Below are 13,571 nucleotides of genomic sequence, written 5' to 3' on the forward strand. Positions count from 1 at the left end.
AGCGGGCCTGCTCGCGAAGGTCGCCAACGAAAACGCGGGCAGCCTGGGCGCGCGAGGTGCCTTGAGATTTTTCGCGAGCAAGCTCGCTCCTACATCGACCCGTGTAAGGATTTTCAATGCCCGCTTTACCCTGGCTGTACCTGGTACTTCTTTCCATTGGCTATGGACTGGCCCTGACCTACGGGCAACTGGGTTTACTGGCCCTGGTATCTATCGGCCTGTTACTGGTGGCCGGGTATGCCGTGCGCCAACAACGCAACCCATGGGCGCGCTACCTCGGCCATGGCCTGTTCATCGTACTGGCCCTGGGCCTGGCGATGCATTGGCTGCCCGGTTTCTACAACGGTCGCGGGATCGACCCGCAGCGCTTCACCGCCGATGCGGTGCCCTTCTCGATGTACTTGAACCAGGACAAACCGCTGATTGGCTTGTGGCTGCTGCTCGCCTGTCCATGGATCGTCGCCCGCCGCCCGTTGCGCCTGTCGATCTATGCCACGGCCCTGGCCTTGACCCTGACAACGATTGCCGCCCTCGGCGGTGCGGTGCTGCTGGGCATCATCAGTTGGGCGCCAAAATGGCCGGACCAGGCATGGCTATGGGTGCTGAACAACCTGTTACTGGTGACCCTGGTCGAGGAGGCGCTGTTTCGCGGCTACATCCAGGGCGGCTTGAGCCGACGCTTCCAGCAACTGCCCTATGGCGAAAACCTCGCCTTGTTGCTGGCCTCGCTGCTGTTTGGCCTTGTACATGTGGGCGCTGGCTGGCAATGGGTACTGCTGGCCAGTATCGCCGGCGCGGGTTATGGCCTGGCGTACCGCTTCGGTGGCCTGGGCGCGGCGATTGCTACGCACTTTGGCTTGAATCTGCTGCATTTTGGGTTGTTTACCTATCCGATGCTGGCGGGCTGAACCAGTCCCTACTCACTGAACAGCAAAGCCGCCTTCGGGCGGCTTTGCTGTTTTCAGAGTTCGATAAACCTAGCCGAACAGTCAGTGGTCACCCACAACGCTGTTCGGCAAGAATGCCTAGGAGCTTTCGTACTCACCCAACCAGCACAGGTTTGATGTGCCGGGACTGTGTTGAGGGAACCCACGCCTTTGTATCAGGCATCCAATAAGAATCCTCCCCCATGTCTCTCAAGACTCTGTCCATCTTCGGTACTCGTCCAGAAGCCATAAAAATGGCCCCCCTGGCGCTCCAACTGGCAAGCGATGTCCATTTCGACTCGAAAGTCTGTGTCACCGCGCAGCACCGCGAGATGTTGGACCAAGTGCTTGAGCTGTTTGAACTGGTGCCCGACTACGACCTGAACCTCATGAAGGCCGGCCAGAACCTGACAGATGTCACCACGGCCATCATCCAGGGGCTGCAGGCGGTGCTGGACGACTTCAAGCCGGATGTGATCCTGGTTCATGGCGACACTGCCACCACCTTTGCCGCGAGCCTCGCAGCCTATTACCGGCAGATCCCGATTGCCCACATCGAGGCCGGGCTGCGCACCAACGACCTTTACTCGCCATGGCCCGAGGAAGGCAATCGGCGCCTGACCGGCAGCCTGGCGACGATTCATTTTGCGCCGACGCACACATCCCGGCAGAACCTGCTCAATGAAGGCATCGCACCTGAACGCATCCATGTCACAGGGAACACGGTGATCGATGCGCTCCTCAGTACGGTAGAGAAACTGGGCCCCCCCTCATCACCGCTGCGTATCGCGCTGGATCGCCAATTCGCCTTCCTGCCCGAGGGGCAACGCATGGTCCTGGTGACCGGCCACCGCCGGGAAAACTTTGGCGACGGCTTTGAACGCATTTGCCAAGCCCTGGCCGAAAGCGCCCGCTGCTTTCCAGAGGTAGCCTTTGTTTATCCGGTACACCTGAACCCCAATGTGCAGACGCCAGTAAAGCGCCTGCTGACGGGGATCGACAATGTGCATCTGATCGCTCCCCAGGACTATCTGCCGTTCGTATACCTGATGACCCGTGCGTACCTGATCCTCACTGACTCAGGGGGTATCCAGGAAGAGGCACCCGCGCTGGGCAAGCCGGTGCTGGTGATGCGCGATACCACCGAGCGCCCCGAAGCGGTCGAAGCGGGGACGGTCAAGCTGGTCGGCACCGATATCGGCTGTATCACCCACCACCTGAGCAGGCTGCTCGAAAACGAAGCCGATTATCGGCAAATGAGCATCGCCCATAACCCTTATGGCGACGGCGATGCGTGCATCCGCATTCGTGCTGCGCTGTTGAGCCTTGCTCAAAAGAGCGAGGCAGTTGCATGAGTGTTGCAAGGATTTGTGTGATGGGCCTCGGCTATATCGGCTTACCGACGGCCGCCATTTTTGCCTCGCGCAAAAAGCAGGTGATCGGGGTGGATATCAACCAGAGCACCGTGGACATCATCAATCGCGGGGCCGTGCATATTGTCGAGCCCGAACTGGAGCTTTTGGTACATGCGGTGATCACCCAGGGCTATCTGCGAGCAACCACCACGGTGGAGCCTGCGCAAGCGTTCCTGATCGCCGTCCCCACACCGTTCAAGGACAACCATGAGCCTGACCTGAGCTACATCAGGGCGGCTGTCGAAGCCCTAGCCCCGGTTCTGAAAAAGCGCGACCTGGTCATCCTTGAATCCACTTCACCGGTGGGCACCACCGAGCGCATGGCCCAGTGGCTCGCCCGGGCGCGCCCCGACCTGACCTTCCCCACCACCCATGGCGAAGCCAGCGATATCCGTGTTGCCCACTGTCCGGAGCGGGTGTTGCCGGGCCATGTCCTACGCGAACTGGTGAGCAATGACCGGATCATCGGTGGCATCACGCCCGCCTGTTCCGCTGCCGCCGCACAGCTCTACCAGACGTTCGTCAAAGGCCAGTGCATCATTACCGACGCGCGTACGGCAGAGATGTGCAAGCTCACTGAAAACAGCTTTCGCGACGTCAACATCGCCTTCGCCAATGAGCTTTCAATGATCTGTGCACAATTGAAAATCAACCCCTGGGAACTGATTCGCCTGGCCAACCATCACCCGCGGGTGAACATACTCCAGCCAGGGCCAGGGGTCGGCGGCCACTGTATCGCCGTCGACCCGTGGTTCATCGTCAGCAAGACCCCTGAGCTGGCGCAATTGATCCGCACGGCCCGCGAAGTCAATGACAGAAAGCCGCAGTGGGTCATCCAACAGGTCAAGCTGGCACTGGCAAACCTGTTGCTCAAGCGCGCGGACTTGCGGGCCGGCAACGTACGCATTGCCTGCTATGGCCTGGCGTTCAAAGCCGACATTGATGATCTACGCGAGAGCCCTGCACTGTTTATCGCCCGGCAGTTGGGGGAGGAGCTTGGGGTAACGCTGTTGCTGGTGGAGCCGAACATTGAGGCGCTGCCCACTGACATGTCCATGCACTCATTGACCGATACCGCCGACGCTCTGGAGCGCGCACAGATTCATGTGTTGCTGGTCAAACACCGCGAATTCGCCTCGATGTCCAGCAGGGGCGCGGACCTTCTGGTGATTGACGCTGCCGGCGTGCTGGCGGCCTGAGGGGGTGGCAATGAATACAGTCGAACGCTCCTTGCGCCAACAACTGTCCCAGACCCAGCAGGAACATCACACGGCCACCGAACAGATCCATCAGCTCCAGACCGCCCTCGTCCAGGCCCTTGAACAAGTCGCAGCCAGCCATGAGCAACTGCACACCGCCAACGCCAGGCGCCACCTGGCGGAGCAACGGCTGATCAAGACGCGTGCGAGCATGACTTATCGACTGGGCTATGAGCTGAAGGTGGGCACTCGCACCCTGGGCGGCTGGTTGCGCCTGCCGGCGACGCTGCTCAAGTTGTACCGCCAGGCCCGCAAGAACCGTGCGTTCACCCAAGCCAATGCGCGCATCGAGCGAGCGCCACTGCCGGCCGTGCACGCCATCATGGCGACACCCACGCCCCAGCCCCTGGAGAATGCCCGGCACATTCGCAACCACCTGCTGCCTGGTGCCAACCACAGTAGCAAGGGCCTGAAAGTCGCCTGTGTAATGGACGAATTTTCCTACGAGGCGTACCGCCACGAATGCCAGCTATTGCAACTGACACCCACCAACAGCCTGGCCGAGTTGCAGGCATTCCAGCCCGAACTGCTGTTTATCGAGTCGGCCTGGTGCGGCAAGGACGCCTTATGGAAAAACAAGGTGGGGCACAACAGCGAGGAACTGCGAAGTGTCTTGAGTTGGTGCAAAACACACGGCGTACCCACGGTGTTCTGGAACAAAGAAGATCCGGTGCACTTCGAGACGTTCCTTTCCACCGCCAAGCAATTCGACAGTGTCTTTACCACCGATATCGACTGCATTCATCGCTACAAAGGCGCACTGGGCCATGAGCGCGTCTACTTGCTGCCTTTTGCCTGCCAACCGGTACTGCACAATCCGATTGAACTGTATCAGCGCAAAGATGCGCTCTGCTTTGCGGGTGCGTACTACGTCCGCTATCCCGAACGAACCCGTGATCTGGACCATTTCCTACGGGATTTACCGCAGTTTCGTCCGCTGGACATCTTCGATCGCAACCTGGAAAAACAAGACCCCAACTATCAGTTCCCCCTCGCGTATCGACCGTACATTGTCGGTACGCTGAGCAGCGCACACATGGACTTGGCCTACAAAGGCTATCGCTACGGGGTCAACCTCAACTCGATCAAGCAATCGCAATCCATGTTTGCCCGACGCATTTTCGAGCTGCTCGGTTCCAACACCCTGACGGTCAGCAATTTTTCCCGTGGCCTGCGCTTGTTGTTTGGCGATCTGGTGATCACCAGCGACAACAGCGAGCAGGTCCTGCAACGTCTCAAAATGCTCACGGACACCCCCCAGAACAGCGCCAAACTACGCTTGGCCGGGCTGCGCAAAGTCATGCAGGAACACACTTACGCGCACCGCTTGAGTTATGTCATGGCCAAGGTAAACGGCAGTGCCAAACGCGATAGCCTGCCATCGATTTGCCTCCTCGCCACTGCGGCAGACGATACCGAGTTCCAGGCACTGGGCCGGCACTTGCAGCGCCAGCGCTACGCCAATGTCGTCATGTATGTTGCAGCGAATTTTGAGGCCCGCCCGCTGGACCCACGTTTACGCCGACTCAGCGACCAGCAACTCAACACCCTCACATTGGAGGAACTGGCCAACGGCGCCTCCTGGTTCGGCACCATGCTGGCCGAGGACTACTACGGGGCCAACTACCTGCTGGACCTGGCCCTGGCAGCGGGCTACAGCCAAGCCACGGTGATCGGCAAGGTGACTCATTACGCGGCGAACAGCGGCGCTATCCAGTTGCAAAACGCCGATCAGGAATACCGACATGCAAGCGCCATCCCGGCGCGTTGTTCGCTGATCAAAACCTCATCCCTGCCCAGGCAAATCGCAAGCGATTGGCTCAACGGCTCGCAAACCCTTGAACACCAGGATCTACAGGGCCTGGCGATCGACGCTTTCAATTACTGCCGGAATGCCGCGAACCTCAACGAGCAGCACGTCAGCGAGACCGTTGACGATCTTGAGCTCAACACCGGTATCCACATCGATCGATTACTGCAGCGGGCAGAAGCCATCCCGGCGCAGAAAACAAGCACCCGCAACGCGCAATTCAGCGGCCAGACATTGGCCCGGCAATTTGGCCCGATCAGCAGCAGAGCGTTGCAGGATCGAATAGATGGGGAGACCTGGCATATCAGCTCATCCCTCGCGGACGGCAAGCACGAGTACTGGTACGCCAAGCAGGAATTGAGTGTTGCGCAACTGGGCGGCGAGCCACTAAAACTGTGCCTGGACGCCACACCCGGTTTGAACATCCAGTTGGTCGTCCTGTTCCTGGATGCGCATAAACAACGCATCGGTCACTCCATGGCACCGGCCAATCGCAATCAAACCTGTGACATACCGCCGGAAACGGCACACCTGCGCCTGGGGCTGCGGGTCTACGGCAGTGGAACTGCAGCCATCACAGCACTGTTGCTAGGGCATCGAAACCTGCAACCCTCGACCCTCCTCGCCAAGGCCCGGCACTTGCTGCTGACCAACCATTACCCGGCCTATGACGACCTGTATCGCAACGGCTTCGTTCACACACGTGTTATCGCCTACCAGAAGCGCGGTATTGCAGTCGATGTATTCCGTCTACGCGCCAATCAATCAGCGGGTTATCAGGAGTTCGAAAACGTCGATGTGATGACCGGCTCCCAGGACAGCCTGGCGAAAATGCTTGAGTCGGGGTCGTACAGCGTGGTGTTGGTGCACTTTCTGGATCCTTCGATGTGGGAAGTCTTGCGCCGATACGGGCAGAACATCCGGATAATCGTCTGGGTCCATGGCGCCGAGATCCAGCCATGGTGGCGTCGCGCATACAACTGCAACAGCGACGAGCAACGGCAGTTGGCCAAGCTCGACAGCGAAAAACGCATGCACTTCTGGCGCAACCTGCTTGCGTCCATGCCTGCCAACCTCAAGCTGGTATTCGTATCCCGTCATTTTGCCGAAGAAGTCATGGAGGATCTGGGTTTTCGTTTGCCAGACACCCAGTACGAGATCATTCACAACCCGATCGACACAAGCCTGTTTTCCCATGAAGAAAAGCCCGTCGAGCAGCGTAGGAAGATCTTGTCGATTCGCCCCTATGCCTCTGCGAAATATGCCAATGACTTGAGCGTGCGGGCGATAGAACTGCTCGCACTCAAGCCTTACTTTGCACAGCTGGAGTTCCACTTGGTGGGCGACGGCGCCCTGTTTGAGGAAACCCTGGCCCCGCTGCGCAAATACCCGAATATAAAGATAGAAAAGCGCTTCCTCAGGCAGCAGGAAATTGCGGCCTTGCATAAGCATTACGGGATTTTCCTGTGCCCCAGCCGAATGGATGCACAAGGTGTTTCCCGCGATGAGGCAATGGCTTCGGGGCTGGTTCCCGTCACTAATCGCGTGGCCGCTATCCCCGAATTTGTCAACGAACACTGTGCAATCCTGGCGCCCGCCGAAGACGCCGATGCCCTTGCGGCGGGTATCGCCAGACTTGTAGAAAACCCCCAACTATTCCTCGAACTATCTGTCGCCGCACGAGCACGGATAGAACGCCAAACCTCAATGAACAGGATCATGGCGCGGGAAATAACATTGATCAAAGTTTAGTCAACAACTGATTGCCCAACACATCTAAACATTACCCATGCTCAATAGACGTGGGTTGCCACTTCCATCGACTGAGCCCAAATAGAGCCCATGATAAAAAAAACACCAGCTACTATTTCTCGTCCGGAACATGGCAATCCAGACCGACAATTAGAAAGCAGCCTGCACTTTACCAATAAGGTTTGCGGTGCAAACTATTACGCACTTGAAACGACAGCTTTCAAGGGTAATGCCAGAACACGCATCACTGCTTGCGGCTTGGGCTTTTTATTCCATGAAGATAAAAAGACACACCAAATAAGATTTTCACTGCCAAAACCTTATTTGGCAAACGGTCTCACTATCCGCTTTAAGATTTCAAACTGGCAGTCATTAAAATACATGGCCATCGGCTTTAACTGCGCAGAAGGCTATCAACACGTAAAGCTGGCGAATGTCGCCATCAATCAATGGATAGACTTTTCGATTGGTCACGGCGACTTGGTTTTTGGTATACAAAACGACTGGCAACCCAAAGCCGACTTAATGATTTCGCAAGTAAAGATATTCTTCAAGGGCCAACCACTGCCCGAAGGTTCCGAACTGGAAATAGAAGAAATTGTCTGCTGGAAAGAACGTATAACCCCTGAGTGGCTGGGCGTGCTTGATCACACTGAACGCCAACCACACAATAAAATACCCCGCTTGCCGGCGGCACTTACCGACAAGCTGCATAGCTATTTCGAGAAGTGCTTCACTCATTCCGAACGGCAAGTACAGGCCTACCTCACCCATGGCAACTGTCCTCTTTACGGAGAAGTCAGTCTGGCCTGGCCTGCCGACAAGAAGCTTCCCAAGGACCTGCACGCGACCGGAACGTATAGGTTTGCGTGGCATGCACTGCACCCAGCCTCAATGCTGATGGTCTATGCCCGCAACCATGAGGATATCGCCGCTGTTTTTTCTGCCCGGGAGTTTATCGGCAACTGGCTCGAACACAGCTATTTCACCCATGACGCCGATAAAAAGTATGCCTGGTACGACCACGGCACGGCCGAACGAATGCTCGCGTTTATCCTGATGTGGGACATGGGTGCACAGTACAATTTCGACCGACGCTTCATGTCACGCTTACGCAGTGCAATGTTCAGGCACGCGCAGTTGCTGGCCTCCGAGGCCTTTTATGCTTCGCACCAGCTGACGCGTTATCACAACCATGCGTGGTTTCAGGATACGGCACTCTTGGCCGCCGCATTAGCCATGCCAGAGCTGCCTTGTGCGCAAAACTGGGCTTGCAGGGCACAGGTACGCCTTGAAGATCAGTTGGATAACTTGATCATCCGCGACAATGGCTACGCCATCTTTATCGAAAACTCGATTGGCTACCATCAAGGCGTGCAACGCCTGATTACCTTTGCTGGCGAATTGACCTTATTGAATGATAAAAACAGCAGCATCCCGGACATAGCCCGTGAACTTGTGCAGTTTTCGGAGCTATTGAAGTACCCCGACAATAGAACCCCCGCGCAAGGCGATACATTTCGCAAGGCCAACCCTACGAGTGCATCAGGAGCATTCGCACCTTACAACAATAATAGCGTCGATATACTCTCAAAGGCTGGCTATGCAGTCATCAAAAGCAACCACCAGAAGCACGCTTATATGCTGTGTTTATTTGCAACCTCCCTGTGCCAGACTCACAAGCATGAGGATAACCTGTCGCTCACACTTTACATGGAAGGTATTGAATGGTTGATAGACCCAAGTTTTAACTCTCACGAATATAAAAAACCATTGGAAACATTCCTCAGAAGTGCATGGGCACATAACAACGTCGTGATCAAGGGCGCCCATTACAGCATTGAACCAGGTCTTGCACAGCTTACCGGCGCGCTAGAGAACTCAGCTTTTCACATGCATGGCTCGCACTCTGCCTACCACGGACATGTGGTTTCAAGGTCCATTGAAGGCACACTCGACGTGCTGGATTTTCGTATCACGGACACGGTGACGGGTGACGGGACTAGCGAGGCGTTCACCCTCTTTCATTGTGGCGATGGGGTCGTCGTGACCCCCGTCGAACAGGGGGTACAGTTGTCGCACCCCCATGCACAATGCAGCTTGAATATTCTCAGCAGCAATAGCTTCACCGTCATTTCTGGATGGCGCGAATCTACTGATCTAAATGCCATGGCCGGCCTCGGCTTCATGCAAGCACAGGCAACGACAGTGGTGGCGTTCAGAATCCCCCCGCCTGGGTGTTCAACCTTTCATATAACCGCCTCTTCAAACAGGCTTACCCCATAAACTCGGAGCTTGTATGCACCCTGCCGCTCCCTTGCACTGGTACTGCTCTGTCTGCGTAAAAGTCGTGCGCAGCGTTCCCGGTCATACATTTTTGCTGATCGTACTCATGCTGGTATCGCAGCTCAGTTTACTCAGTGCATTTTTCCTGCCGATAAAAGCCATTATCCTGATGGGGTCCCCCTTCATCCCGGATTACTTCCCCGCAGCACTTGCATCCTTGGGGCGCAAAACCCTCTTTACCTACTTGAGCATAGCGGCAATATTTTTATATCTGACTCATTTGCTTGCAGAGAATAAAATCAAGAGCCTTACCGAGCGCGGCGCCCAGCAACTTATCGTCAACTGCGCCAATATGATTCCGTTCGAAGACCAGGAAAATCTCACAACCCGTACATTCTCAAGATTGACCAGAAGCCTGGCAAACACGCTATTCATCACCGCTGCCCTGATGGTGCTGGGCATCATGTATAAAGGACTATTTTTCGCACTCCTGGGTATCTGCGCATTCGCGGGCAGCGTGTACATATTTGTACGGCCCGCGCCCACCACAGAGGTTCTAGAAATACCCAACACCGTTGCTTCACTGGGTTTTCTTGCCGCCTTCGGTTTTATATTTTACGACCTGCTGAATACAACATCCTCCAACATAATCGCAGTATTGATTGGGCTTATGTTGGCGCGCCAGATAATGCAACGCGCGGCCATCCTGATTCAGGACACCCATAGCTTGATGATTCAACATGTTAAAATTTCGAACTTGTTTTTTAACACGCCATGTCTCACAACTTCTGACAACAGCCCTGATATTTTATGGACACTTCTCAAGCCGGATGTACGCCACTTTCTTATCGGCAACGCCATCTCTGAAATTACAGGAGCCTCTTACAACGTCATCGACGCGAAATGGCACCAAATCGGAATACACGACATTGCGGCCTTCGAGGTCACCGCTCGCCATACAGCCACTGCGCAGAAACACCGGTTTCTTATAAAAATCTTCAACTCAAAAAGAAAAAACCTGGCCATCAACGAAGCGGTGTTACTGGCGAACATCCAGCCTATTAACTTACCCACTCTTCCGTTCCTGGGGGCCGGTGCTATGGAAAATTTCAACTGTCACGTCTTTGAATGGATCCCACTCGAAAAGTGCGACCCTTTATACATAAAGCACCCCATGCATAGCGTATTAAAAGACATGATGAGAACCCTGCCAGCGGCAAATCTGACTGAGCTGCTTTTAAACTCTCACCCCTTACTATGGGATCGCCTCACCCCACAAAATCTCTCACCATTTGAACTAGCGATCGACACCACTCACTATTCAGACATCCTGCAAGCGTTTATGGCAGCACGCGCAGACATAGTGTCCCATTTGAAAAAAGTCCCACTGCAAATAGCAAATTTCGACATACACAAAGATCATTTATTAAGCGACCCACAGGGCAAGCTCTATGTAAGCCACTGGGGCCTGTGGAGTCTCGAACCCGTCGGAGCAGGATGGCCCACTTCGAAAAAAGAGCTGCAACAACTGCACGGCATTTTTCATGACCTGCAACTGAATCGCGACGACACACGTCATCTTTCATTTCAACTATTCACCCTTTCAGTCCTGTTATCGGCGCTGGACAGGCTCGTGGCAAAGCAACACTTCATTTCGGCGGCCAAGTTACTTCCCCTCATCATGGCCGCCTATGCCCAGGAAACGGCCCCGCAACAGTAGGAATCGCGGATATGAAAAAGATCGCCATGATCGTCTGGAACGAGTTCCGTCACGACGCCCGCGTATTGAAACAGGCCCAGACACTGCAGGCGGCCGGCTATCAGGTCACGGTGTTTGCGCTGCACACCCCGGGCGTCACCCGGCAAAAAGAAACCCTCAACGAAGGCATCCAAGTGATACGCGTAGCCCGGCGCCCGTTCTGGCGGGTACGGGCCGCCGGGCCTGGCCACGCCGGGGGCCCATCGGCAACGGGGAACACATTGGCGCCAATGCGCCTTATCGCCCGGCTATGGACCCATGTCGGCCTGCTGGCACGCATGGCCCTGCATCGTGCGGCGGTCATCCACGCCCATGACGTTAATACACTGCCAACCGCTTGGTTGGCCGCCCGCCTCAGTGGCGCACAGTTGGTCTATGACGCTCACGAAATCAGCACCAGCCGCGAGGGCTACTCGCGCTTTCGTGGGTGTGTGGCGCGAACCGAGCAAGCGTTGATGCCCAGAACCCAGGCCACCCTGACCACCACGACGATGCGAGCAAAGTTTTTTGCCCGGGCCTATGGGATTGCGCGCCCGTTGGTCCTGCAAAATCGCCCGCGATTGACTGTGTGCCCGCCAACCCAACGTATTCGTGAAGAGTTGGGCTTGCAACAAGCCTGGCCAATCATCGTCTATCAAGGCGGGTTGCAGCAGGGGCGCGGGCTGGAGCGCCTGTTGCGAGTAGCCGCCAGCGTGCATGAGGCCTATTTTGTATTGATTGGCGCAGGCCGGTTGACCTTGCCACTCATGGCGCTAAGTCGCGAACTGGGCTTGAGCGAACGCGTGCATTTCATCCCCACCGTTTCCCTGGCCGATCTACCCAGCTATACCGCATCGGCCGATATCGGCGTCCAGCCTATCGAAAATACCTGCCTGAACCACTTCAGCACGGACTCCAACAAGCTATTCGAATACGTGATTGCCGGGCTGCCCGTGGTGGCTACAGACTTTCCGGAAATCCGCCGGGTCGTCAAAACCCATGACCTAGGGCTACTGGCCAACGCCGGTGACGACCTGCAACTGCGCACAGCCCTCCAAAGCCTGGTCGACTCCCCCACCCTGCGTCGCAAGTACGCTCGCAACGCATCCAGGGCCAGGCCACACCTGAACTGGGAACAGCAAGAGAGCCAATTGGTGAACCTCTATCAGCGCCTGCTCGCGGGAAAAGCGCAGGTTTATCCATGACTGTCCGTATTCTGCTGTTGAGCTTTCATTACCCGCCTGACCTTGCAGCGTTTCGCATCGAAGCACTCGTGGAGGCATTACTCGCCCAATCAACCCACAACGTACAGGTTGACGTGGTGACCACCCACCCCAGCCGCTATCCCTCACACTACACCCCCGGCGACTACGACCCGCCACGCCCGGGGCTGACCATTACACGCATTGCCCTGCCCAAGCATAAAAACGGCCTCCTGGGCCAGGCATGGGGCTTTTGTGTCTATGCCGATGGCGTGCGCAAAGCGCTGAAGAACAAGGAGTACGACGTGATCCTTGGTTCCTCCTCACGCCTGATGACCGCGGCCCTGGCCAGCGCTATCGCGCGCTGGCGCAAAACACCGCTGTACCTTGATATTCGCGATATCTTCGTCGATGTCTTGCCCGAGCTGTTCCCGGGAATCGTCGGCAAGATACTGGCCGGTATGTTTACACGGGTCGAACGGCTGACCATCAACCAGGCATCACGGATTAACCTGATCTCACCGGGGTTTCTCGCTTACTTCAAAGAGCGTTATCCCGACAAAAGCTTTTCCACTTTTACCCATGGTGTTGACGAACTGTTTCTTCAGCCCCTACTCCCGGCAGGCCTTTACCCAAACGCAGGTCGCTTGAAAATCGTGTATGCAGGCAACATCGGTGCAGGCCAGGGCCTGGAAAAAATCATCCCACACCTGGCAGAAAGGCTGGCTGAACGCGCGTACTTCTACGTCATTGGGCATGGCAACACACTACAAAAGCTACGCGACGCCCTGGAGCGCCGGCAGATAACCAATGTCGAGCTGATTGCCCCGACACCCCGCGCCGAGCTGATCCATTACTATCGCCAGGCCGATGTACTGTTTTTGCACCTCAATACATTCAAGGCCTTCCTCAAAGTCATCCCCTCCAAGTTGTTTGAGTACGCCGCTACCGGCAAGCCGATCCTGGCGGGCCTGGAAGGCTATGCAAAACACTTCACCAACACGCATATCGCCAATGCCTCGGTGTTTACCCCCGCCGACCTGGATTCGGCCGTTGCCGCACTGACGCGACTGCATCTGGGAACAACCGACCGGTCAGCATTCGTCCGCGATTACACGCGTACGACCATCCAACAACGCATGGCGCTGGACATATTGGGCACCGGGAGCAATCCATAGAACGG

General features: G+C 56.2%; 8 protein-coding genes. All 8 read left to right on the plus strand.

Annotated elements, in window-relative coordinates; genetic code table 11:
• Positions 1 to 116: 116 nt before the first annotated feature.
• The 8 genes from KL786_RS08715 (at position 117) to KL786_RS08750 (ending at position 13,566) form a co-directional block, all read left to right on the plus strand.
• Positions 117 to 908, plus strand: a complete 792-nt coding sequence (locus KL786_RS08715; protein WP_032863328.1) for a CPBP family intramembrane glutamic endopeptidase — start codon at positions 117 to 119, stop codon at positions 906 to 908.
• Between the two features lie 221 nt (positions 909 to 1,129).
• Positions 1,130 to 2,281 (plus strand): non-hydrolyzing UDP-N-acetylglucosamine 2-epimerase, encoded by a 1,152-nt coding sequence (gene wecB, locus KL786_RS08720; RefSeq protein WP_215517334.1) that lies wholly within the window; start codon positions 1,130 to 1,132, stop codon positions 2,279 to 2,281.
• Entirely contained in the window at positions 2,278 to 3,540 is a 1,263-nt protein-coding gene (gene wecC / locus KL786_RS08725) for a UDP-N-acetyl-D-mannosamine dehydrogenase (protein ID WP_215517335.1), read from the plus strand. Before wecB ends, wecC begins: the two co-directional genes overlap by 4 nt.
• Before the next feature lie 10 nt (positions 3,541 to 3,550).
• A complete protein-coding gene (locus tag KL786_RS08730) occupies positions 3,551 to 7,162 on the plus strand; it encodes a glycosyltransferase family protein (protein ID WP_215517336.1) in 3,612 nt (1,203 codons plus the stop codon).
• Positions 7,163 to 7,252: 90 nt separating this feature from the next.
• The gene (locus KL786_RS08735; protein ID WP_252193649.1) at positions 7,253 to 9,448 is read left to right on the plus strand and encodes a heparinase II/III domain-containing protein; all 2,196 of its coding nucleotides are present in this window, start codon (positions 7,253 to 7,255) and stop codon (positions 9,446 to 9,448) included.
• 13 nt (positions 9,449 to 9,461) lie between these two features.
• Entirely contained in the window at positions 9,462 to 11,168 is a 1,707-nt protein-coding gene (locus KL786_RS08740; RefSeq protein ID WP_215517337.1) for a hypothetical protein, read from the plus strand.
• 11 nt (positions 11,169 to 11,179) lie between these two features.
• Positions 11,180 to 12,391 (plus strand): glycosyltransferase, encoded by a 1,212-nt coding sequence (locus KL786_RS08745; RefSeq protein ID WP_215517338.1) that lies wholly within the window; start codon positions 11,180 to 11,182, stop codon positions 12,389 to 12,391.
• The gene (locus KL786_RS08750; protein ID WP_215517339.1) at positions 12,388 to 13,566 is read left to right on the plus strand and encodes a glycosyltransferase family 4 protein; all 1,179 of its coding nucleotides are present in this window, start codon (positions 12,388 to 12,390) and stop codon (positions 13,564 to 13,566) included. Before KL786_RS08745 ends, KL786_RS08750 begins: the two co-directional genes overlap by 4 nt.
• Positions 13,567 to 13,571: the final 5 nt, after the last annotated feature.

Origin of the sequence: Pseudomonas sp. TAE6080, assembly GCF_018732265.1 — a bacterium.
In the GTDB taxonomy this organism is placed as follows: domain Bacteria; phylum Pseudomonadota; class Gammaproteobacteria; order Pseudomonadales; family Pseudomonadaceae; genus Aquipseudomonas; species Aquipseudomonas brenneri.